The 25,066-nt window shown below is 32.6% G+C and carries 18 protein-coding genes; 14 read left to right on the top strand and 4 right to left on the bottom strand.

Features of this window, described 5'->3' with window-relative positions:
- Nucleotides 1-54: 54 nt before the first annotated feature.
- The 3 genes from FYJ81_RS06815 to FYJ81_RS06805 all read left to right on the top strand — a co-directional run bounded on the left by FYJ81_RS06815 (nucleotide 55) and on the right by FYJ81_RS06805 (nucleotide 3,305).
- On the top strand, nucleotides 55-1,251 hold the full coding sequence (locus FYJ81_RS06815; RefSeq protein ID WP_107386270.1) for a DUF819 family protein: 1,197 nt from the start codon (nucleotides 55-57) through the stop codon (nucleotides 1,249-1,251).
- Between the two features lie 83 nt (nucleotides 1,252-1,334).
- Nucleotides 1,335-1,898, top strand: coding sequence for a sugar O-acetyltransferase (locus tag FYJ81_RS06810; protein ID WP_107384332.1), 564 nt, complete (start codon nucleotides 1,335-1,337; stop codon nucleotides 1,896-1,898).
- A 390-nt stretch (nucleotides 1,899-2,288) separates the two neighbouring features.
- Nucleotides 2,289-3,305: a PTS sugar transporter subunit IIC gene (locus tag FYJ81_RS06805; RefSeq protein WP_019469996.1), complete on the top strand. Its 1,017-nt coding sequence runs from the start codon at nucleotides 2,289-2,291 to the stop codon at nucleotides 3,303-3,305.
- A 192-nt stretch (nucleotides 3,306-3,497) separates the two neighbouring features.
- Here FYJ81_RS06805 and FYJ81_RS06800 read toward each other — a convergent pair whose 3' ends face one another.
- Nucleotides 3,498-4,283 (bottom strand): putative hydro-lyase, encoded by a 786-nt coding sequence (locus tag FYJ81_RS06800; RefSeq protein ID WP_107384331.1) that lies wholly within the window; start codon nucleotides 4,281-4,283, stop codon nucleotides 3,498-3,500.
- A gap of 225 nt (nucleotides 4,284-4,508) precedes the next feature.
- Entirely contained in the window at nucleotides 4,509-6,200 is a 1,692-nt protein-coding gene (locus tag FYJ81_RS06795) for a BCCT family transporter (protein WP_107384330.1), read from the bottom strand.
- A 172-nt stretch (nucleotides 6,201-6,372) separates the two neighbouring features.
- On the opposite strand from FYJ81_RS06795, the gene FYJ81_RS06790 reads away from it, so the two are divergent.
- Both FYJ81_RS06790 and pruA read left to right on the top strand, forming a co-directional pair.
- Nucleotides 6,373-6,810, top strand: a complete 438-nt coding sequence (locus FYJ81_RS06790) for a DUF4064 domain-containing protein (protein WP_107504760.1) — start codon at nucleotides 6,373-6,375, stop codon at nucleotides 6,808-6,810.
- 335 nt (nucleotides 6,811-7,145) lie between these two features.
- A complete protein-coding gene (gene pruA, locus FYJ81_RS06785; RefSeq protein ID WP_019470000.1) occupies nucleotides 7,146-8,690 on the top strand; it encodes an L-glutamate gamma-semialdehyde dehydrogenase in 1,545 nt (514 codons plus the stop codon).
- 248 nt (nucleotides 8,691-8,938) lie between these two features.
- Here the strand turns inward: pruA and FYJ81_RS06780 are convergent, their stop codons facing one another.
- Nucleotides 8,939-9,493: a TetR/AcrR family transcriptional regulator gene (locus tag FYJ81_RS06780; RefSeq protein WP_107384328.1), complete on the bottom strand. Its 555-nt coding sequence runs from the start codon at nucleotides 9,491-9,493 to the stop codon at nucleotides 8,939-8,941.
- Between the two features lie 148 nt (nucleotides 9,494-9,641).
- On the opposite strand from FYJ81_RS06780, the gene FYJ81_RS06775 reads away from it, so the two are divergent.
- The 9 genes from FYJ81_RS06775 to FYJ81_RS06735 all read left to right on the top strand — a co-directional run bounded on the left by FYJ81_RS06775 (nucleotide 9,642) and on the right by FYJ81_RS06735 (nucleotide 23,576).
- Complete coding sequence (locus FYJ81_RS06775; protein ID WP_154409499.1) at nucleotides 9,642-12,176, top strand: MMPL family transporter; 2,535 nt, start codon at nucleotides 9,642-9,644, stop codon at nucleotides 12,174-12,176.
- A 306-nt stretch (nucleotides 12,177-12,482) separates the two neighbouring features.
- On the top strand, nucleotides 12,483-14,765 hold the full coding sequence (gene aryK / locus FYJ81_RS06770; RefSeq protein ID WP_119517631.1) for a transcriptional regulator AryK: 2,283 nt from the start codon (nucleotides 12,483-12,485) through the stop codon (nucleotides 14,763-14,765).
- 329 nt (nucleotides 14,766-15,094) lie between these two features.
- Nucleotides 15,095-16,492 carry an MFS transporter gene (locus tag FYJ81_RS06765; protein ID WP_107383982.1) on the top strand — a complete coding sequence of 466 codons (1,398 nt, stop codon included), beginning with the start codon at nucleotides 15,095-15,097 and terminating at the stop codon, nucleotides 16,490-16,492.
- A gap of 76 nt (nucleotides 16,493-16,568) precedes the next feature.
- Complete coding sequence (locus tag FYJ81_RS06760; protein WP_192942952.1) at nucleotides 16,569-17,744, top strand: M20 family metallopeptidase; 1,176 nt, start codon at nucleotides 16,569-16,571, stop codon at nucleotides 17,742-17,744.
- A gap of 306 nt (nucleotides 17,745-18,050) precedes the next feature.
- Nucleotides 18,051-18,518 carry a hypothetical protein gene (locus tag FYJ81_RS06755; RefSeq protein ID WP_107383983.1) on the top strand — a complete coding sequence of 156 codons (468 nt, stop codon included), beginning with the start codon at nucleotides 18,051-18,053 and terminating at the stop codon, nucleotides 18,516-18,518.
- A gap of 40 nt (nucleotides 18,519-18,558) precedes the next feature.
- Entirely contained in the window at nucleotides 18,559-19,251 is a 693-nt protein-coding gene (locus FYJ81_RS06750) for an alpha/beta hydrolase (protein ID WP_154409497.1), read from the top strand.
- A 224-nt stretch (nucleotides 19,252-19,475) separates the two neighbouring features.
- Nucleotides 19,476-20,852, top strand: a complete 1,377-nt coding sequence (locus tag FYJ81_RS06745) for an MFS transporter (RefSeq protein ID WP_432578132.1) — start codon at nucleotides 19,476-19,478, stop codon at nucleotides 20,850-20,852.
- A 465-nt stretch (nucleotides 20,853-21,317) separates the two neighbouring features.
- A complete protein-coding gene (locus FYJ81_RS06740; RefSeq protein WP_154409495.1) occupies nucleotides 21,318-21,851 on the top strand; it encodes a methylated-DNA--[protein]-cysteine S-methyltransferase in 534 nt (177 codons plus the stop codon).
- Nucleotides 21,852-22,016: 165 nt separating this feature from the next.
- Nucleotides 22,017-23,576, top strand: coding sequence for a BCCT family transporter (locus FYJ81_RS06735; RefSeq protein WP_107383987.1), 1,560 nt, complete (start codon nucleotides 22,017-22,019; stop codon nucleotides 23,574-23,576).
- Between the two features lie 256 nt (nucleotides 23,577-23,832).
- Here the strand turns inward: FYJ81_RS06735 and FYJ81_RS06730 are convergent, their stop codons facing one another.
- Complete coding sequence (locus FYJ81_RS06730; RefSeq protein ID WP_107383988.1) at nucleotides 23,833-25,005, bottom strand: hydroxymethylglutaryl-CoA synthase; 1,173 nt, start codon at nucleotides 25,003-25,005, stop codon at nucleotides 23,833-23,835.
- Nucleotides 25,006-25,066 lie beyond the last annotated feature (61 nt).

The raw sequence follows: 25,066 nt of genomic DNA, 5'->3' as shown, positions 1-25,066 counted from the left end.
TATTGTTAGAATAAGTTTAAACTTGTGCATTTGAGATATAAAGGGAGTGATTTTATGATATTGGGTACACTGGTAGGTAAAGATGATACATGGGTATTGTGGGCAATTATTATAGTGTGGGCAACAGTAAGTATCTTTTTAGAACAACGCTATCAATGGGCAAGTACGATATCAGGGGCGATTATTGCACTGGTAGGCGCGATGATACTTTCTAACTTTAAAGTTATACCGACGAGTGCGCCAGTTTATGATACGGTGTGGGATTATATTGTTCCTTTATCTATACCATTACTACTTTTTAGTGCGAATATATTAAAAATTTGGAAAGAAAGTCGACGATTGTTGTTTATTTTTTTAATTGCATCAGTAGGGACCATGATTGGAACAACTGTAGCTTTTATCATATTAAATCATTCAGTACCTTATTTATCTAAAATAGGTGCAATGATGACTGGAAGCTACATTGGTGGTGGCGTAAATTTTGCTGCTTTGAGTTCCAAATTAAAAACACCTGGAGAAATGGTTTCATCCACAGTTGTCGCAGATAATAGTGTAATGGCATTATATTTTCTGCTATTAATTGCGATTCCATCGATACCGTTTATTAAAAAACACTTTAATACACATTATAAAAGTGATCATTCACCAGCATCGCAAGCATCATTTTGGCAACCTAAAAAAATTCAATTATTAGATATTGCATTTTCAATCGCTGCAGCGATCGCAATTGTTGCAATCAGTTTTAAACTTTCTGAATTCATACAACAAGTCGTACCTCAAAGTAATTTGGTCTTAACTATACTTGTGTCATTTTTTGGAGATTTCTATCTTTTGCTTACAACTTTAACGCTTGTCATTGTTGCCATTTGGGGAGATTTCTTTGAAAAATTAGCAGGTGCTTCTGAAATTGGAACATTTTTAATTTATATTTTCTTTGTTGTCATAGGTACACCGGCTTCATTTGTTACGATTGTTAAAACGGCACCGCTGTTATTTATCTTTGTAATGATTATTTTAATATTTAACTTAGGGATAAGCTTGTTGTTAGGCAAGTTGTTAAAATTCAATATAGAAGAGATATTATTAGCAAGTAATGCAACCGCTGGAGGGCCCACTACTGCAGCAGCATTAGCGATAGGTAAAGGTTGGACTGATTTAGTCGGACCTATATTAATTGTAGGCACATTAGGTTATGTGATTGGTAATTATGCTGGAACGTTAATGTACCAATGGCTTTCTTATATCGCTTAGTGAAAAGGCATTTATTTAGAAATATCACGACGAGATGATATAGTTAATCTGATAAATTAGTGAAGACGAGTGAGGGATGAAATTTGAGTGAAAAAGAAAAAATGTTAGCTGGACAATGGTATGATGCAAACTATGATGCAAATTTGGACAAAGAAAGAAATATAGCAAAAGATTTATGCTTTGAATTAAACCAAACTAAACCCAGTAATAAAGAGAGACGCCAAACAATTTTGAAAGCATTGTTACATGCTGAACCACATCACTTAGAATTATTAAGTCCATTTTATGTTGATTATGGTTATAACCTTTTTTTAGGTGAGCAGGTGTTTATTAATCATGACTGTTATTTCATGGATGGTGGTAAAATCTTCGTGGGCAATCATGTATTTATTGGACCGAAATGTGGTTTTTACACTGCGATACATCCCTTAGACTATCAAGTTAGAAACCAAGGATTGGAACAAGCGCTACCAATACATATAGGAGATAATGTTTGGATTGGCGCAAATGTTATAGTTTTACCTGGAGTTACAATTGGTAATGGCACAGTTATTGGCGCTGGAAGTATTGTATCTAAAGATATTCCAGAGAATGTAGTTGCAATAGGTTCACCGGCAAAACCAATAAAAACGATTGATAACAACTAAGCGACTTTATGAGCTTAAATTATATATTGAACTTTTTTAATAGGAGTTAGTAACATGAATCAACGTTTGCAACGGATGATGTTACTGCTCCTTTTTATTTGCTACAAGATAAATAAAATACTATTGTGTGAAATTTTAAAACAAATTAAATTTGTTTTAAAAAATGTTCCTCGGAGCTTAAATAGAAAATAATAAAATTGTTCGGAATATAATAAAAATTTGTGTTAGAATGTATAAATATGGAAATTGAAAAGTTTATATTTTGTTAATTACAAATAATTTTATATTTATTTGTTGCAAGTAGCTTTAGCATCCATATATAGAAAGGATTGAACTATTTATTTCACAAGTTTAAAGAGTGAGTAGTTCAAAGAAAGAGGAGAATTATTCATGGACATTTTAATAGGAACCTTGTTTTTAATCGTTGTCTTAGTGTTATTTACATTATTTACATATCGTGCTCCTAATGGCATGCGTGCGATGGGAGCATTAGCCAATGCAGCGATAGCAACATTTTTAGTAGAAGCTTTTCATAAATATGTTGGCGGAGATCTATTTGGCATTAAATTTTTAGGAGATCTTGGTGATGCTGCTGGTGGACTAGGCGGCGTGGCAGCTGCTGGTTTAGTTGCTTTAGCAATAGGTGTTTCACCTGTTTATGCTTTGGTTATTGCAGCAGCTTGTGGTGGTTTAGATTTAATACCAGGGTTTGTTGCTGGTTATGCAATTGGTTATTTAATGAAGTTTGCAGAACATAAAGTGCCAGACGGCATAGATTTAATAGTAGGCATTTTGATTATAGCGCCACTAGCAAGGTTAGTAGCTACTGTAATCACGCCATTAGTAAATAATTCATTATTGAAAATTGGAGACATTATCCAAAGTTCCACAGAAATTAACCCGATTATTATGGGGCTTATACTTGGTGGCGTCATTACAGTAGTTGGGACAGCACCATTAAGTTCCATGGCGTTGACTGCATTATTAGGTTTAACCGGAATGCCAATGGCAATTGCGGCAATGGTTTCATTTGCGTCATCTTTCATTAATGGTACGATGTTTAATAAACTAAAACTTGGAGATCGCAAATCTAGAATTGCGGTTTGTATTGAACCATTATCACAAGCAGATGTTGTATCTGCAAATCCAGTGCCCGTTTATACTGCCAACTTTATTGGGGGAGCTTTAGCAGGTGCGGTTATAGCAACATCTGGTATGATTAATGATGCTACAGGTACAGCTACACCGCTCGCAGGTTTCCTTGTTATGTTCGGTTTCAATAACCCAATAAAAATCATTATATATGGTGCTATTGTAGGTATTATAGGTTTAATCGTAGGTTATGTTTGTTCTGTTTGGTTTAAAAATTATCCAGTCGTTTCGAAAGAAGAGATAGAAGCACGATAATACTGAGTAATAGATAAACGATATGAAAGATCAATTTAAAACCATCGTATGTATTTTACACTTAACATAAAGTCAATTATATAAATGAAAAAGTAGCAAAATGGCATCCATCAATATTAAATGGATGCCATTTTGCTGTGTTTTTATTTTTATAACATTAAAAATATGTGTTTAAACAAGTTCAAGTTTATATTAATTACTTAGCTGACTATCTGGGACATCAGTGATAAACATATGTCCAGGTGCATGTGTAATCATCAATTCTGGCTTAGCATCTAACGCAACAGATTGTGGAGTAACTCCACAGCCCCAAAATACAGGGACTTCATTTTCTTTAATCGTGACAGGCTCGCCAAAATCAGGGTTTGTTATGTTTTCGATGCCAATTTCTGATGGATTACCTATATGAATTGGCGTACCGTGAACATTTTTAAAATGGGTTGTAATTTCTGTTGCTTTTATAGCTTGTTGCATGGTCATCGGCCTCATACTTACAGTGATATTTCCTGAGAAATGACCACTTGATGCGGCTGGAATATTTGTTATATACATTGGAACATTGTGCTCTTCTTCAATGTGACGAATTGGTAAACCAGCATCCAACAAAGCATGCTCAAAAGTAAAACTGCAGCCAATCAAAAAACTCACCATGTCATCATTAAATAAATGAGCTATGTCAGTAGGAGACTCCACTAATTCTCCATAACGGTATACTTTATATTGTGCTACTTCATTTGTGATGTTAGCATCTTTACCATAAGTAGGAAAAGAAGTTGATCCTATTTCTGATACATCTAAAAGCGGACATGTCTTAGGATTTCTAAAACAGAATTTTAAAAAATCATATGCATAGGCAGAGGGTAATATGACTACATTGGCTTGGACATAACCTTTAGCCATTCCACTTGTATGACCAGTGAGTTCACCTTTACTTATCATTTTTCTTAAAGTACTCGGGTGTTGGTTTTGTAAATTCATTATGTGTTCATCCCCTTAAATTAGCTTCTTAGATATATTTTAGCAAAAATCAACATATAAGTAGTACAAATTGTTCGGAATATTTAGAAAAAATAAAAACAGACGTAGTATTGAAATCGAAATATCGTTAATTTCAATACTACGCCGCTATCCAGTTGAGATTTTTTAAACACGTATAAACATTAATGATTGAGCTAGTTTGATAATTTCGAACAACATGGTCAATTAATCATCTTTGTCTTTGGTATCTGCATCATGGTTTTTATTTTTCGCAGCATTGTGATTTGATTCATTTTCTTCTACTGAAGCATCAGCATCAGTTTCTAAATCATTTGTTTCACGTTCTTCTAACGGTATAGAATAATCTTTATCATCATTGATGTAAGTCATTTTAAAGTGTTCAGTTGGTTCTCTTCTTAATGCGCGCATTAAAGAAAAAATCATGAGTAATAAAATAATTGAGAATGGTAGACCTGTAACAACAGATGCAGTTTGTAAACTTGTCAAACCGCCTGCAATTGTCATAGAAACAGATATAGCACCAATTAATATCCCCCAAATAATTTTATGTTTGATTTTAGGGTTGGCGATCCCACCAGTTGCCATACCTGCAACAATATGTGTGGTAGAATCAGCGCTCGTGATGATAAATATAAAGATGAGTGCAATTGCTAATGCACTTGTGATGTCAGCGATAGGAAACTTGGATAATAATTCAAAAAGTGCAACAGTATAATCCTTGTCGACTATGTTTGCAATGTTGTCGTTACCATTTAATGCTATTTTCACTGCTGTACCACCAAATCCAGCTATCCAAGTAAACGAAATTAAAGGTGGGATAATTAATACACCAACGACGAATTCTCTAATCGTTCTTCCACGAGATACCCGAGCTACGAAACCTCCTATAAATGGCGACCATGAAATAACCCATGCCCAATAGAAAACAGTCCATTGTTGTATCCAGCTATTATCGCCAGTATAAGGGCTGATACGTAAACTATATTCAATAAAATGACGTAAATAATCACCTATTGCTAATGTATAAGATTCTAAAATAAATTTAAAATCACCAAAAATAAACATGAAGATAAGTAATATTGCACCTAAGCCAATATTGATATTACTTAACCATTTTACCCCTCTATTTAAGCCAGTAATTGCTGATGTTAAAAAGATACCTACCATTAAAATAGTGATTGATATTTTAGTGACATTATTGTTAGGGACATTAAAGACATGTTGAAGACCTCCACTAATTTGCATAATACCTAAGCCAATAGATGTGGCTATCCCCATTACTGTAGCTATGATTGCTAATACATCTATTATATTTCTATATGGTCGTTTATAAGATTCACCAAATACAGGTTCCATTGCGGTTGAAATAAGACCATCACGTTTTTTTCTAAATTGGAAGTACGCCACTGTTAAACCGGCAATTGCGAAGATAGACCATTGAGAAATACCCCAATGGAAAAAAGTATAGCCCATAGCAACACGAGCGGATTCTGCAGAGGCGTCAGGCGTTTTACCAGGAAATGGCGAATGTAAATAATGGGTTAATGGTTCTGCTACACCCCAAAATACAATGCCGACACCCAAACCTGCAGAAAAGAGCATTCCAATCCAAGACATCATAGAAAATTCAGGCTCTTCATTATCGTCACCCAATTTAAAACGACCGTAACGTGAAATGGCTAAAGCAATTAAAAATATATCTAAAATAAAAATAATTACTAAAAATAGCCACCCAAAACTATTTGCTATATAATCGTAGACTTGTTGTGCATGACTCCCAAAATTTTTAGGGAAAATACCTGCTATTAATGTGATAAGTACAATAATTGCAACAGATATCATATAAACAAGATTTCTATGTTTTTTCTTTCTGGCGTGTGCATTCTTGTCATTCATAATAGTATTAAATCATCCCTTTGTTTTAATTTATATTAAGAAATTACCCTAATGCAATGACACTATTCATTGAAAATTCTGATAAAAATTATTATATTGATTAAGTTGCATGATTCATATTTTTATGGGTATAGAAAATATGAAAATTTATAAATTGCTAAGGAGGTTGCATATGAAACGTACTTTAGAAAAAGTACTAGTTTGGCTAGGAATTTTCATACAATTTGTACTAATTTTTTTAATGGCTATTGCTGCACCATTTTTAAATGATCGAAGTTTTAAGCGTTCATTAATGGACTCTTTTGAAAATCAAGAAGCTATTAGCAATAATTTAACTCAAACAGAAACTTCACAATTGTTAGATCATATAAGCCAATTATTTATTGTTGCTTTAGGTTTAGTTATTGTTACGACAATCTTAGCATTAATTTTTGTATTATTAATTAATAAAATACCAAAAACAGTAGGTGTGATATTTATATTACTTGCTATTGTCAGTGTGTTTACATTAAATATTATTACGGCTTTGTTATGGTTAATTGCAGGTATTATACTGTTAGTTAAAAAACCACATAAACATAATAAAAGAAAAAAAGTACATAAAAATTAAATATTGTTCGTTGTCATGATAAAAATAGTCATTTAACAATGAATTAGATGAACTTAGAAACAATTTTAAATCGTCATCATATGAATCATACACTTTCTTTAAGTTCATAATTATATGTATAAAGAAGTTAAAGAAAGTGTTCTTTTAAAGGAATTTGAGCAATATTGAAAAAAGAGAAGTAAAATCGTTAAAAAGATAGATATAAAATGCGATTTATTTTTACAAAAGTTTTTGTAAGCGATTGCATTTGTTGTGTGATACCTATACAATAAAAATAAGAATGGAAGTTTTCCATTTTAGTTTTCTATTTACAAACTTACATGGGGGTAGAAAAAATGGTTGTCAACTATACAAATGAACCAGGCATTGACTTTACTGATAATAGCAATGTCGAATCATTCAAAGAAGCATTAAAGAAAGTTAAAGGTGAATTAAATCAAAAACTTCCGTTAGTGATTAATGGGGAGAAAATTTTTACTAAGGATACATTTCAATCTATCAATCCTGCAAACACTTCTGAAGTTATTGCTGAAGTATCAAAAGCTACAACAAAAGAAGTAGATAAAGCTTTTGATGCGGCTAATGAAGCTTATAAATCTTGGAAACGATGGACACACAGAGATCGTGCTGAATTTTTAATTAGAGTTGCAGCAATTATTAGACGACGCAAAGAAGAAATATCGGCAGTGATGGTGTATGAAGCTGGTAAACCATGGGACGAAGCAGTTGGTGACGCAGCTGAAGGTATTGATTTCATCGAATATTATGCTAGATCAATGATGGAACTCGCAGATGGTAAACCAGTATTAGATAGAGAAGGAGAACACAATCAATATTTTTATAAACCAATTGGTACTGGGGTAACAATCCCACCATGGAACTTCCCATTTGCAATTATGGCGGGTACTACTTTAGCACCAGTTGTTGCTGGTAATACAGTTCTTTTAAAACCTGCAGAAGATACGCCGTTAACAGCGTATAAATTAATGGAAGTATTAGAAGAAGCAGGTTTACCAAAAGGTGTTGTGAACTTTGTTCCTGGTGATCCAAAAGAAATTGGCGACTATCTTGTTGATAGTGTGCACACGCACTTTGTGACGTTTACAGGTTCACGTGCGACAGGTACACGCATCTTTGAAAGAGCTGCAAAAGTTCAAGAAGGACAACAATTTTTAAAACGTGTTATCGCTGAGATGGGCGGTAAAGATGCGATTGTAGTTGATAAAGATATAGATACAGACTTGGCAGCTGAATCGATTGTTTCATCAGCGTTTGGCTTCTCAGGTCAAAAATGTTCTGCTTGTTCACGCGCAATCGTCCATAAAGATGTATATGATGAAGTTTTAGAAAAAGCTGTTAAACTTACACAAGATTTAACTTTAGGAAATACAGAAAACAACACATACATGGGACCAGTTATAAATCAAAAACAATTTGATAAAATTAAAAATTATATCGAAATTGGTAAAAAAGAAGGTAAGTTAGAACAAGGTGGTGGTACTGATGGTGCTACAGGTTACTTTGTTGAACCTACAATTTTCTCTGGTCTTAAATCAAGCGATCAAATCATGCAAGAAGAAATATTTGGACCTGTTGTTGGTTTTGTAAAAGGAAAAGATTTTAATGAGTTATTAGAAATTGCTAATGACACAGATTATGGATTAACAGGCGCAGTTATTACGAATAACCGTGAAAACTGGATTGAAGCTGTTAAAGAATATGACGTTGGTAACTTATATCTAAATCGTGGTTGTACTGCAGCAGTCGTTGGCTACCATCCTTTCGGTGGCTTTAAAATGTCTGGTACAGATGCAAAAACAGGTAGCCCAGACTATCTATTGCACTTCTTAGAACAAAAAGTTGTTTCAGAAATGTTTTAATTATAAAAAATGACTAGGAAATCATCCTAGTATCAAAAAGCCCGTAAATGAATTTTCTGAAATTCATTTACGGGCTTTTTATATATCATATTGCCTACTTACCATATTTAAGGAACTGCACGGTAAGCAAGTTTAGTTTGCTTAGAATTACTTTGTAATACTCACTTTTCATACTATTGTATTAAATACTTACTAAAAATTAAATTAACGTTGATGCAATTCGTCAAAATTATTGATGTGCTAATTTTTTATTCATCATTAACTTGAATATTAATCATTTTATGAAAAAGTGCATCAATGGCTTGAGGTGACATATTGTTACTATGTTCACGCATCCATTCCATAAAACCATATAAAGTAGCACCGTAAACATAAAATACTAAATCTATTGGAACGCTTTGGTCAACCGTTATCCGATGTTCGTTTGCTTTAATATCATTTTGTAGTATACGAATAAAATGATTCTGAACCGTACGTTCAAATTCTTTATCATCTTCTTGTTTATGCTTTATTTTACTAAAATCGTCAATGTGTGTGACGGATTGATCCAAGCTAGTAAAAGGGTTGTTGATACGTTCTTTAATATCTGTTGAAAAGTAATCTTTGGTTAAGTAGGTCATTAAATAAATAAGTAAATCATATTTATCATAAAAATGCTTATAAAAAGTTGTGCGATGAACCAACGCTTCATTGCAAATTTGATTTACTGAAATAGTTGAAAATGCATATTTTTCTAATAATGCATATAAGCTTTGAGATAGTGCCCGCTTTGTTTTGATTACACGCAAATCTTTTTCATTCATTCTACAATTCTCCTAATCTGTAGTTTAAGTATACGGAATTGCATATTTAGTTCTTTTTTAAATAGGGTAAATCATTATAAGATGTCAATAGAAATAATCTACAGTATATGTATAAACTATAACGTTGTTTAATTAAGGAGGCAATAGTTTGGCAAAATTTTTATACAAATTAGGTTCATTTGTTGCAAAGCACAAATGGTGGAGTGTAGTTGCTTGGGTGATTATTCTTGCAGCAATTATTATACCGCTTACAATAAGTTCGCCTAAATTTGATAATGATATAACAATGAATGGCTTACAGTCATTAGATACGAATGACAAAATAGAAGACGAATTTGGACAAGATAGTGAGAAAGCTCAAATTAGAGTAGTCTTTAAAAGTGATTCAGATAATGGCATAGTGAAGCAAGATATGACTAAAGATATCAAAGATACATTGAAAGATATTAAGGATGATGAAGATATTAAAAATATCTCAGATCCTTATGACAATAAACAAATCAGTGAGGACAAATCTACAGCAATCGCTGATATTAATTATGATGTGTCTGCAACGTCATTAAAAGAAAATTCAAAAGATAAAGTGAAAGATCAAGTTGAAAAATTAGAAGATGATCATAACGTACAAGTGGAACTAATGGGTACAGGTATGGAATCTACTGAAGTTGGTGGTTCTTCTGAATTAATCGGAATTATTGTAGCATTTGTTGTACTTCTAATTACGTTTGGTTCGTTTATCGCAGCAGGTATGCCGATTATTAGTGCTTTACTTGGTTTAGGTACTGGCGTAGGCATCATATCATTATTAACCTATGCATTTGATATTCCAAATGTGACTTTAACATTAGCAGTCATGATTGGTTTAGCGGTAGGTATTGATTATGCACTATTTATTTTATTTAGATATCGGCAAATTGTTAAAAGTGAGCCCAATCACATTAAGGCAATAGGTTTAGCAGTAGGTACTGCAGGCAGTGCAGTTATCTTTGCTGGTGTTACAGTTATTATTGCCGTTTGTGGCTTGTCACTTGTTGGTATAGATTTCTTAGCCGTGATGGGCTTTGCTTCTGCAATTAGTGTATTTGTCGCAGTGATTAGTGCATTAACTTTATTACCAGCATTGATCAGTATTTTCCATAAACAAATTCATCCTAAACAAACAAAAACAGAGTTTGCAGGAGATGTAGATACGAAATGGTCTAAATTCGTAGTTGGTAAACCACTTGCAGCAGTACTGATTGGACTTATTATTTTAGTCGTAGCTGCTATACCGATTAATGATATGCGTCTAGGTATACCAGATGATGGTATGAAACCAGCGGATACGACTCAGAAAAAGGCCTATGATATTGTATCTGATAAATTTGGAGAAGGATATAATGGTCAAATTGCAATGCTTGTAAATGTGAAAGATCAAAATGATAATCCTGAAGCGTTGCAAAAAGATTTACAAAGTTTGAGTAAAGATATTAATGATATGGATAATGTGAAGATGGTTGCACCGCCACAATTGAGCAAAAGTAAAGATTATGCATTAGTAGCGGTAATTCCTGATAAAGGTCCAAATGCTAAATCTACTAATGATTTAGTTCATGATTTAAGAGATTATAATGATGATGCTAGAGACAAATATAATTTCAAAACCGAAGTATCTGGACAAAGTGTAATTAATATAGATATGTCGCAAAAACTAAATGAAGCTATTCCATTATTTGCTGGCGTTATCGTAGCATTAGCGTTCGTACTATTAATGGTTGTCTTCCGTTCTATCATTATTCCACTAAAAGCAGTTCTAGGTTTCGTACTTTCTTTAGTGGCAACATTAGGCTTTACTACTTTAGTAATGCAAGAAGGATTTATGTCTGAACTATTTGGCGTAGATACAACGGGACCATTACTAGCATTCTTACCGGTTATTACAATTGGCTTGCTCTTTGGTCTGGCGATGGATTACGAAGTATTCCTTATGTCCCGTATTCATGAAGAGTATAGTAAAACAGGTAATAATGAACACGCGATAAAAGTAGGTATTAAAGAAAGTGGTCCAGTCGTTGTTGCTGCAGCACTTATTATGTTTAGTGTGTTTATTGCATTCGTCTTCCAAGATGATGTGATGATTAAATCTATGGGATTATCACTTGCCTTTGGTATATTGTTTGATGCATTTATCGTACGTTTATTATTGATTCCTGCATTAACACAATTATTTGGCAAAGCATCTTGGTATATGCCAGCATGGTTAAATCGAATATTACCACATGTAGATATTGAAGGGCATGCTCTACAGGGCGAGATGCCGGCATCTAATTATGCACATATCAATCAGTCTGCAGGTAATGATAGCTATGATCGTACATTTAGCATCCGCAAACAACAAAACGCATATAATGAAGAAAATAATACAATATCTGTGGATCAAAAAACGAAAATGCTATATAACGAAATTGCACAACAAACAACGCAACGCGCATTTTTATATGAAGCTTTAAAATCATATAAAAAAGATTTAACACAGTCGCAAAATGAAAGTGATATATCACCGGCCATTTCAACTCGTGTTGATAACAAAAACGAAAATTCGCTTGGTAGTGAAGATGATGAAATTGTTAAGCTACTAGCGCAACAAAGTGAAAATATTCGTCATTTGAATGAATTAATTGAAAAAACAATTAATAAAAAATAAAAGTTTTAGTATGTAACACACATATTTAAAGCAAAAGACTAATCCGTACAACTGCGGATTAGTCTTAGACTGTCGACAAAGTCTCCGACTTTGTTGGCAGTTTTTTTATGCACGCTTTCCGCGGGCACTACCTTAGACTGTAGTCTTCGGCTAATGCTATTCCCGCAGGAGTCGGCATAAATCACTGACAATATTATAATATATTTGGAGACGTGCTCCTTTATGTCTAAATAACGACAAATTAAAAAACAAAATAGCAAACACACATTTATTTTATTAAAATATATTTTAATAAAGAGGTGTGCTATGGAAAAATTTTATAATATCGAATTTAATCACAACAATAATTCAGTGTTTAATTTTAATGATGGTGTACGTATCGTTCTCGTGTTAAAAAATAAGTTGAAATTCGTCAGTGGGACTAGTTTTCATAAATTTCAAGCAGGCGATGTTTTTATTATCAATCATCGAGAGCGCTATCGACTTATAGAAGAGGAAGATACCTTATATACCGCCATTCATTTGAAAGAATCGTATTTAAAGCAATATATTAGTGATTACAATGACAAAATATATATTTTAAATCCACAGACATTGCAAAAAGTTATATACCAACAAATTCTGAATGTTGTGGCTAAGATAGGTATCGTCTATATTCGAAAAGGGAAGTTTTATAGATTATATATGGAACAACTGTTAATTGACTTAATGTTTATGATTGTAAGATATTTGCCAGCTTATGAAAATATAAATCATGAACATGATGTTAATGATCACCGCTTAGATTTTGTATGTAAATATATTGAAAGAAATTTCACCAAACCAATCACGTTAAGTGAGGTAGCTGAGAAGGTGCATTTAAGTCACACATATTTGTCAAAGTTATTTACAAAACATATGGGAATTGGTTTCAATCATTATGTTAATCATATTAGAATTGAACATTGTAAAAACGACTTAGTACAAACAAATGATGCTATTACTCACATTGCCTTGAAAAATGGTTTTAGTAACTCTAATATGCTGCTGAAATATTTTAAATTAGACACCAAATTAACGCCTTCGCAATATAGAAAAAGGTATCAGGTTGGAGATATTGTGGACACTGCCAAAACAACAATTGAATCGGAAAACTATCAAATGTATCTATACTATTTAAATACTTATATCCAACAAACGCTAGGTACTATGATTCAATCTCCTTATAATCAAAAAGTCATTGATATTACGCTGAATTACAATCAAACACACGATTTGTCAGATTATGATCATGTGATTCAAATAGGTAGCCTTGATACATTACTTTTTCAAAGATACAGAAAACAACTGATAGAAGTACAACAATTTTTAGGTTTGGGCCATGTGCTTATCAAAGATCCTATTTTAAAAGGCTATATTGAAAATAAAGTTATTGAAAGTGATGAACTTATTCCTACTATACATCCATATATGAAAGTAGATGAATGCTTAAGTTTTTTATTTGAACATCACATTGGTTTAGGAATTGAAATCGATCCTCCAACATTAACATCACAATTTGTACAATATACAAACGAATTAAGATTTTTATTAGAGCATATTTATAATACAGTGCCGAATAGAAAACAATTTAAATTAGTCATTTACTTGAAGGGTAAAAAAGCCAATGTACTATTAAAAATAATAAGGTTATTTAAAGAATATTTTGAGCATACTCAGATTATACTTAATACGGACATCACTGATGTCAATGAATTGGCAACTGCTAAACAAATTTTGGATAAATCAAGTGAAAGTATTAATAGTATAGCGTTTAGTGCAAATCAAAATGATATTATCAATTTCAATTCAATTGAAAGTAAACAGTATGATTTAGCTAAACGACATATCATAGAACAGTACAATAAGATTACTGATGTGTTCAATATAAAGGGGAAAGATGTTTCGGTTGTGTTGCTTAATTGGAACACATTAACAGGTAATACAAGTCTTACAAATGGTGAATATTTTAGAGCAGGTATCATTTTTGAACAGTTGATTGATATAAATTCTCAAATACAAGCAATTGGCTACTGGCTTAATCATGAATTACACCATCAATATAATTCAAATGAGATTACCTCCGAATTAAATGGTATTGATTTATATCATCAATTTGATGGGAAAAGGCCTGCATTTTTTACAAGTATGTTTTTTAAAAAGTTATTTAACCAAGTGCTTTTTAAAAACGAAGACTGCATGGTTGTAGGGCAGAGGGACCATTTTCAAATCGTAGTGTGGGATGCAGAACATTATAATCCGTATTATACAACAAATGAACAAACAGATTATTTAAGTCATAAAGAGTACCAACTCAATATATCAAATGCCACCACTGGCTCGTATAAAATAAAGCATTTAACATTAGATAGAAATAATGGTGCACTTTATCAAGTTTGGCAGCAGTACAATACACAACATGGCATGGATACAGAGACAATCAATTATGTTAACAGAATCTCTTACCCTAAGTTAGATGTCAGCGAAGTGGATGTCGTAGATACGATTTCTTATCATTTGAAATTGCAAACCAATGCAATACAAATGATTGAATTTAAAAAATACTTTTAATTGTAGTTGTAGAGTGACATAAAAATTGATATATCGCTGTGTCGTATGTTTGGCGATAAAATAATCAGCTTATTCATTTGCAGTTTGGTACAAAATGACAAAAATAATATAGTTCATTTTTGTCATTTAAAACTACAATTGTTATTTAGAAAATAATCGATACTAAAAACCACAATTATTATATATTTTAACAAAATATATCCTACTACTATATTTTATAGAGAGGATAGCAAGTATCATTTATTGAAAATGTCGATAATAAGTACATTTTCCAACTAAGCTAATCTTCCCTATTTGTCATTTTAAAAATATTTTAGGAGGATGAACAAATGACTCAACAGGGAAATACGAAGAGTTATCAAGGTGACAACAAATTAATATTAGGTATTGTATTAGGAGTTGTCACTTTTTGGTTATTTGCGCAATCTTTATTAAACGTAGTTCCTACGTTACAACAATCATTTAATAGTAATATTGGCACAATAAGTATTGCTGTTAGTATTACAGCACTATTCTCAGGAATGTTTGTTGTTGGTGCTGGAAGCTTAGCAGATAAAGTAGGGCGTGTGAGAATAACATATATTGGTTTATGGTTAAGTATCATTGGTTCTTTATTGATTATAATTAGTAACCTGCCGATATTGCTCATTATAGGAAGAGTAATTCAAGGTTTATCAGCAGCAGCGATTATGCCCTCAACTTTAGCAATTATGAAGACTTATTTTGAAGGTAAAGATAGACAGCGTGCACTGAGTTATTGGTCGATTGGTTCATGGGGTGGATCAGGATTAGCATCTCTATTCGGTGGTATGGTTTCAACTTTTATTGGTTGGAGATGGATTTTTATTTTATCTATTATTATTGCCTTAGTTGCAATGTTATTAATAAAAGGCACACCGGAAACCAAATCTGATAATACAACAAACTTGAAATTTGATTTTACTGGGTTGATGCTTTTTGTAATTATGATGTTAAGTATTAACGTCGTAATCACTCAAAGTGGTACATTTGGCATGCTTTCACCTATAATAATAGGACTAGTTATTGTATTTATTATCACAACCATAGCTTTTGTAATAGTTGAAAATAAAAAACATAATCCATTAATTGATTTTAAATTATTTAAAAACAAAGCTTATACAGGGGCGACATTATCCAATTTCTTACTAAATGGTGTTGCAGGTGCTTTGCTTGTAGCCAATACATTCGTTCAAAAAGGTATCGGTTTCAACGCATTCCAAACAGGACTTTTATCGATTACATATTTGGTTACTGTATTGTTGATGATTAGAGTCGGTGAAAAAGTTTTACAAAAAGTAGGGGCTAAAAAACCTATGTTGTTAGGTACAACGTTTAATATGGTTGGTATTATTTTAATATCATTTACATTTTTACCTAGTGCGCTATATGTCGTTGTATGTATTATTGGTTATTTACTCTATGGATTAGGTTTAGGTTTTTATGCAACACCTTCTACAGATATGGCGATATCTAATTCTCCTGAAGATAAAGTTGGTGTAGCTTCAGGTATTTATAAAATGGCTTCCTCATTGGGTGGCGCATTTGGTATAGCTTTATCAGGAGCTTTATATGGCGTTGTTACAGAAGCTACAAATGTGAAGTTTGGTGCGATGGCTGGTTTATGGTTAAATGTATTAATGGCATTGCTTTCATTCGTCATTATTCTTCTAGCTGTGCCATCGTTTAAGAAGCAAAATAGAGCATAATTCATTAATACAACGTTGTCATTTGAAAAGTATATAATGGCATTAAGGTATCGTATATTTCATTGGAGGAATGATTATAATGAAACAATTGATTGAAACATTGAAAGAAAAAGAAACACGTATGATAGAAATACGTCGTTACTTACATCAACACCCAGAACTATCTTTTTGTGAGAAAGAAACACCTAAATATATAGAAGCATTTTATGAAGGTAAAGATTGTAAAGTTGAAACGAATGTGGGTCCAAATGGTTTGAAAGTTACTATTGATAGTGGTAAACCAGGCAAGACAATCGCAATTCGTGCTGATTTTGATGCTTTACCAATTCAAGAAGATACAGGCCTAGCATTTGCTTCGAAAAATGATGGTGTCATGCATGCATGTGGGCATGATGCACATACGGCATATATGTTAATTCTTGCAGAAACACTTATTGAAATGAAAGATCAATTTAATGGTAAAGTTGTTGTCATACATCAACCAGCTGAAGAAGTACCTCCTGGTGGTGCACAAGCAATGATTAAAGACGGTGTTTTAGATGGTGTTGATCATGTATTGGGTGTTCATGTCATGAGTCATATGCCTGCAGGTAATATCTATTACAGAGAAGGTAACGTGCAAACTGGACGTGATTTCTTTAAGCTTAAAGTCAATGGTCAAGGTGGTCATGGGTCGTCTCCACATACAGCAAATGATAGTATTGTAGCAGGTGCATACTTTGTGAATGCATTACAGACGATTGTTTCAAGACGATTAAATCCGTTTGAAACGGGTGTTGTCACAATAGGTTCATTTGATGGTAAAGGACAATTCAATGTGATTAAAGATAGTATTGAAATAGAAGGTGACGTACGCGCGTTAACCGATGATACTAAAAATACAATTAAAAAAGAAGTGACACGTTTGTCCGAAGGATTGGAAGCAATGTTTGGTGTCACATGTGAATTAGACTACCATGATGATTATCCAGCCTTGTACAATGATCCTGAATTCACAAAATTTGTTGTAGATACTATACAAGAAGCGGATACTGATGCAATTTCAAGTGTTGAAAGATGTGAGCCACAACCGCCTTCAGAAGATTTTGCTTACTACGCTAAGGCAATTCCTGGCACATTTATTTATGCTGGAGCTGCACCAGAAAACGGTGATATTCATCCGCACCATCATCCTAAATTTAATATCAGTGAAAGTTCAATGCGAGTTTCTGCAGAAGCTGTAGGATTAACAGTATTAAATTATCTTAAATAACATATTTGTGTTCATTTGTGAATGTTACCATGTGTTTACTGTGGCATACACGAGTTTACAATATTATTTAAAGCCAATTAAAATTTGAGATTAAAAGCGTGCGCATACGGAGTTTATTACATGATAAACCATCTGTATACGCACGTTTTTCATTGTATGAAAAACAAGTATATATAGAAAAAATAAAATTACGATGAAGACTTTTGAGCTATTTCATTAATACAAAAAAGTACGTATGATAACTAAAGGTTTAATATGAGGTCATTTGGTGTATATGTTAAATGAAAAAAGAAAGGAATGATTACATTGAATGGCGAGAAAAAAATAAATACTTTGTTAGAAGACTATAATAAGCAATTAAAAAAATTATTTAAGTATGATAAAGCAAATGCACTTGCTTTTGATAATGAAAGTAGAAGTAAAGTTGCAGAACAAAAAGGTGTTTTTGTGATTTTTGAAAATAAAACACCAATATTTGTAGGACAAGCTGGTGGATTTATGACTGGTTTTAAATTTACGCAAAAAGATTTATATGATAAATTAGGACAATTTAATTCAGCTTCAGACACTGGAACTACAAAATTTAGAAAGGCTTATATAGAACATCACGGTTTAGATGAAGCGGAAATGAAAAACATTAAAGCAAATGAAAAAAAGTTAAAGTTTCAATATATTAAAGTTAAAGATAATTTAGCTTTTATCAATATTTTAGAAATTTTAGCATTAGAGTATGCTAAGAAAAATAAAATAAAATTATTTAATTTCTCTAGTTAAAGCGTGGTGTTTTTGAACTGCTAAGAAGGTGGTGATTAAAATGAATGTTAAAACATTTAAGATTCATTTTCAAGAACATGTGATTTTTGTGAAATTGCCCAAAGCATATGATGAAAAGAAAGAAAGTGGCTATCCGCTGATATTAGTGCAAGATGGAGACGCGTTATTTAAAGATGTTGAGCGAGATATTATATTTGTCGGAGTGCTTCCCAACAATAGAAATCAGGAATATAGCCCATGGGGAGCAGTCGTAGATGGGATTAATTATAGAGGGGAAGCAGATGCTTATATTTTATGGATAACTAAGCATTTGCTTCCTTATTTAAGAAAATGTTTTAATATATCTCAAAGAACTGAAGATATCGGTATAGCTGGTGCTTCATTAGGCGGATTACTTTCTTTGTATACATTATTTAAAAGTCCAGAAAGTTTTGGCCGTTATATATTAATATCACCTTCAGTATGGTATCCAGGATTTGTGGCATTTATGAAACAACAAACGATTATTAAAGAGGACAAACAAATTTATTGGTATGTAGGAGAGCTTGAAGGACAGCAACAGCTTAGCATTAAACAAGAAATGTTTGTTCAAACAGAATTAGCTGTAGATATATTAAGTGAATTAATGATTTCTGAGAAGGCATTACTCTATTATACTACCAATAAAAGAGGCCAACACAATGTAACGTACTTCAAAAGATATTTTGCTAAAGCGATCAAAAAATTATTTTGATATTGTCAATTTTAAGAAAAAATTAAGTTTTTTAAATTTAATTATCAGAAAATTCATAATAATTAGAGGGTAACATCCCAATTTTCTATAAAATAGTGATAATATTTTAGGTATATGAATTTTTATAAATTGTATTATAACTCATTATAGTATTCAAATTTATAAAATGGTGAACGAATGGATTCATCATTATCATTATTGAAATAGGGGATGCTTTTATGACAATGAAGACAGAAAAAGTCTCAGGTAGCATGTTGTTAACTGGTATTGTTTTATCTATATTAACATATTGGTTATTTGCTCAATCTTTTTTGAATATTGGGCCTAAAATACAAACCACTTTTGATGTGAGTCCAGATATCGTAAATATTTCAGTGAGTTTAACATCATTTGTGACAGGTGTATTTATGGTAGTGGCTGGGAATATATCAGATAAATTTGGTAAAGTGAAATTAACTAGAATTGCTTTAGTGTTGAGTATTATCGGTTCGCTGATGTTGATTGTTTCTGGAAATATTGTGATGCTACTACTTGGTAGAATTGTACAGGGCTTTTCTGCAGCGATTATCATGCCAGCCACAATATCTATAGTGAATGACTTTTTTGATGGAGATGATAGACAAAAAGCACTCAGTTTTTGGTCAATCGGTGCATTTGGTGGTACTGGCTTATCTTCCTTTTTTGCAGGTGCAATGGCTACATTTATTTTTTGGCAATCCATTTTCATATTATCGATTATATTATCAATCTTGGCTTTAGTTTTATTGCGTGAATTACCAGAAAGTCGCATTAATAAAGCGGAAGCGAGCCCGTTTGATTATATAGGTTTAATTATTTTTATTATTATGATTGGTAGTATTAGCTTTGTAATTACACAGGGTTATAAAATAGGATGGCTAAATGCTGTAACAGTAATGTTATTTGTCATATTTTTAATTTGTATATACATATTTTTTAAAGTAGAACGAGTCAAAAAGGTGCCATTTATTGATTTAGATTTATTTAAAAATAGACCTTATATTGGTGCTGTTTTAGCTAATTTCTTATTAAATACTGGCGTTGGAGTAATTGCCTTATTAAATATGTACGTACAAAGTGGTTTGAAATTAACAGCTTTCCAAGCAGGATTGTTAACATTGCCTTATTTAATTTCGTTATTGCTTGTCATTCGCTTAGGTGAGAAAAGTATAAAAAGATTTGGTGCCAAACGTGCGATGATTATTGGACCAATATTTACTGGTTTAGGTGTATTAATGTTTAGTTTGACATTTTTTGATACTGCTATTTATGTTGTTGTAGCGCTAATTGGCGCTGTGTTTTTTGGTGGTGGTACAGGATTATTTGCTACACCAGCTTTAAGTACAGCGGTTTCCACGACACCACCAGAAAAAGTTGGTGTCGCTTCAGGTATTTTTAAAATGGGCTCTACATTAGGTGGTGCATTTGGTATTGCAATTATGACTTCTATTTTTACTGGTATTATTCAGAGTGGTCAAAACATGCATATTGCTGCAGGTGTAGGCTTCATAGTAGGGACTTGTTTAGTATTATGTGGTGTTTTAGCAAGTGCAATCGTTATACCAACACGGAAAGTTAAATAGTGAAGACATTTCTTTTATTCATAGTTACGTTGAGTCTGGGACATCATTGATTTGTTCCAGGCTCATTTATATTGTCAGTAGATGGTTTAACTGAAAATTAACGTCACTACTCAATTTATTGAATTAATAGGGCTTATGAATGAACTTCAGCTCGGGTCATCATTTTATATTTTTTAAATACTAGTCATCTTTGTTGGTATTGGACGACGAAATTTATTTGCATAAAATTAGATTTTTCTCTTGTCCTTTATCATAAAGCAAGTGAATTGAGTGGTCAGGTGGAAATAAATATATCATGGTAAATTGAGTCCAATGTAGTAATTGCGCTTTTTGGTATGCAGTAACTAAGTAGCTATGTATTTACTTACGAGGGCTTTCTATTATGAAGAAGTATCAAGATCTATTTTACATTAAAATTTAAAAGGATTATGATAATTACAAAATATACTAGAAAGAAGTGATACGATGCACTATAAGACATATTATGAATCACCAATTGGTCGGGTTGCACTAACGTCGGATGGCGAAGCAATTACAGGATTGTGGTTACCTAAACATGATGATTTTGAATCAAATTATGATGAATCGTTAACAGAAGCAGACTTACCAATTTTTGAAAAAGCGATTATATGGCTTGATAAATATTTTTCTGGAAATAATCCTAAAATAGATTTTGCACTAAAACCTATAGGAACCGAATTCAGGGAGCAAGTTTGGGATGTTTTATTGAAAATACCATATGGAGAGACTGTCACTTATGGTGATATTTCTAAAGAAATAGGTATTAAAAGAAATAAACCAAATATGTCTTCACAAGCAGTGGGTGGTGCTGTTGGTACAAACCCGATTTCTATTATAATTCCATGTCATAGAGTAGTTGGCAAAAACGGTAGTCTTACTGGTTACGGTGGTGGCATTGATACTAAAATTGAGTTATTGAAACTGGAAAAAGTAGATATGCAAACACTTTATAGACCGAAACATAGTACAAAACCGTAAATATAACATAGTTTCCTGACTGAAAATTATTGTAAGTAAATATTATTATTTTATACATTTTGTATTTTTTATCAATAAAATTTCCTAAAAATATAAAGTTGTTTCTCTTACTCAGTGTGTTATCCTATAAAACGTCTTTTTATTATTATTAGAGGGGTGGAAAATTTGGATAATACAAAAAAGTCGTTTTCTAGTGTGTTTATCTATTCGGCACTAGTCGTAGGCTTATTAGTAGTTATTGGAGCTATCTTTCCAGCTAAATTTGGAGAAATTACTGGCGTTATTTCTTCTTGGGTAACAAAAACGTTTGGCTGGTATTATATGTTACTGTATACAGTAATTTTAGGTTTTTGTGTATTTTTAGTCTTCAGCCCTATTGGGAAATTGAAATTAGGTAAACCAACAGATAAACCGGAATTTCACACGGTATCTTGGTTAGCGATGTTATTCAGTGCAGGTATGGGCATAGGTCTCGTATTTTATGGTTCTTCAGAACCGATATCACATTATTTAGCGCCGCCAACAGCAGATCCTGAAACAAAGGAAGCAATGGCACAAGCCTTTAGATCCTCATTTATTGATTATGGATTTCATCCTTGGGCAGTATACGGTGTAGTGGCATTAGGCTTGGCATATTCTCAATTTCGTAAAGGAGAAAATGGCTTAATTTCTAGAACGCTAAGACCAGTGTTGGGCGATAGAGTGGATGGCCCAATTGGTGTCGTAGTAGATGTTTTAGCGGTGTTTGCTACTATTATTGGTGTAGCAGTTTCTTTAGGTGTAGGCGCAATACAAATAAACGGTGGTTTAAATTATTTATTTGGTGTGCCGAATAATGCTGTTGTTCAAGGAATTATTATTGCTGTAGTTACAGTGTTATTTTTATATAGTGCGTGGAGTGGCTTGAGTAAAGGTATCCAATATTTAAGTAATTTAAATATGTTTTTAGCAGCATTATTACTTATTGTTATTTTTATTGTAGGACCAACCGTACTGATATTAAATATGATGACAAGTGGTACTGGTGATTACCTTAATTCACTTATTTTTAATAGTTTAGACGTGGCACCATTAAATGAACAAAAAGCTGAGTGGTTGAAAAGCTGGACAATTTATTATTGGGGCTGGTGGATGAGCTGGAGTCCATTTGTTGGTATATTTATTGCGAGAATCTCTAAAGGTCGTAGTATTCGCGAATTTGTAATTGCCGTATTAGGTGTACCAGTTGTGATTAGTATTATTTGGTTTAGTGCATTTGGTGTAACTGGTATAGACGTAGGGCAATCTCATAGCGAGATATTTAAAATGCCACCAGAAACGCAATTATTCGGTATATTTAACGAGTTGCCATTTGGATTTATACTATCAATTATTGCGTTAGCATTAATCGCTTCATTCTTTATCACTTCTGCAGACTCTGCAACCTTTGTTTTAGGTATGCAAACTGCATATGGTACATTGAATCCGTCAGGATTTATAAAAATTGTCTGGGGACTTGCATTAGCAGCTATCGCGTACGTACTATTATTGGCTGGTGGTGACACTGGATTAGATGCACTGCAATCTGCGGCAATTATTTCAGCATTACCGTTTAGTTTTGTAGTTATCTTAATGATGATTTCCTTATATAAAGATGGAAATGAAGAACGTAAATATTTAGGGTTATCGTTACAACCCAAAAGAGATATTGAAACGCAAGATTTAGACGAAACGAACCGTGGTTAAATCTCATAGGTAATCTAATCATAATGTGTTTAACATAATAAAAGAGGATGGCTTTTATGTAAGTGAAGTAAAAGTCATCCTCTTTATTTTATATAAAAAAACCCGTAATTGAATATCAAAAAATTCATTTACGGGCTTGAATATTTGGAATTGTATTTAACCTTCGATTTTAGATAAAGTTTTTTAGATACATATACCATTTTCTATGTCACCAATCATACTAAATGAAGTGAGGTAAGATTAAGTGAATTGAAACTTAATTTAATGTATTATAATTACGAATATGATCACTGATGCTTTCGAGATAGAAAATACCTTTTGTTTCATTTGCTAACTCTATATCATGATCAAATTCAAGGTTGTCGAAACGTTTGAAAAATGTTTCATATGTGTCAACAGAGATTTCTGTACGATGATTTAATAGATCTTTATGTTTTTCTATATCAAGTGCATCTTGATAGCCTTCGACTAATTTACCACTAAAGAATTCACCAACAGAACCTGAACCATAGCTGAACAAACCAATTGTATCACCAGCGTTTAATTCAGTATGTGTTTCTAACAATGAAATTAGACTTAAGTACAATGACCCAGTATAAATATTACCTACATAACGATTGTAATAAGTTGCTGCGTCATACCCTGTAGTTAATCGTTCTTTAGTTTCTGTGTTGATATCTTCTGTTAAGATAGAATCGAGTGCTTTTTTACCCATTTTAGTAAATGGTACGTGGAAACATAATGATTTAAATGTATCTAATGTAGTATTATATCTACGTGCATATTCATTCCAACTTTCTTGGAATGAGTGGATATAGGCATCTTTTGATAATGCACCATCCACTAACGGGTACGGTTGTCCACTTGGACGCCAAAAATCGTATACATCTTCTGTAAATGCGACTGCGTCATCATTTAGTTCAAGAATACGTGGGTTTTGTGTTATCATCATAGCAACTGCACCTGCGCCTTGCGTTGGCTCACCGCCAGATTCTAGACCATAGCGAGCAGTATCACTAGCAATAACTAAAACTTTTTCGTTAGGGCGGCTGGCAATATAATCTTTCGCTAATTGAATGGCAGGCGTAGCAGCGTAACAAGCTTCTTTCATTTCAATACAACGCGCGAATGGTTGAATACCTAATAGATTATGTATTTGAACCGCAGATGCTTTAGCAGAATCTATAGCAGATTCAGTAGCAACAATAACCATACTAATTTGTTTTTTATCATCTTCAGTGATGATTTCTTTGGCAGCATTAGCACCCATAGTTACAATATCTTGGCTCATTGGGCTAACTGCCATTTCATTTTGCCCAATGCCAATAAGAAATTTATTTGGGTCAACTTGACGAGATTCGGCAAGTTTAGCCATGTCTACATAAAAATTTGGAACATAAAAATTGATTTGATCAATACCAACTGTCATAAAGTGTATCGACACCTTTCTTTTAATAAATAAGCAATTGTATCATATCAAATCATATGTA

Origin of the sequence: Staphylococcus sp. McC-251-APC-3A2, assembly GCF_009695665.1 — a bacterium.
GTDB lineage: Bacteria > Bacillota > Bacilli > Staphylococcales > Staphylococcaceae > Staphylococcus > Staphylococcus cohnii.
This window is presented reverse-complemented; position numbering and strand designations above follow the sequence as displayed.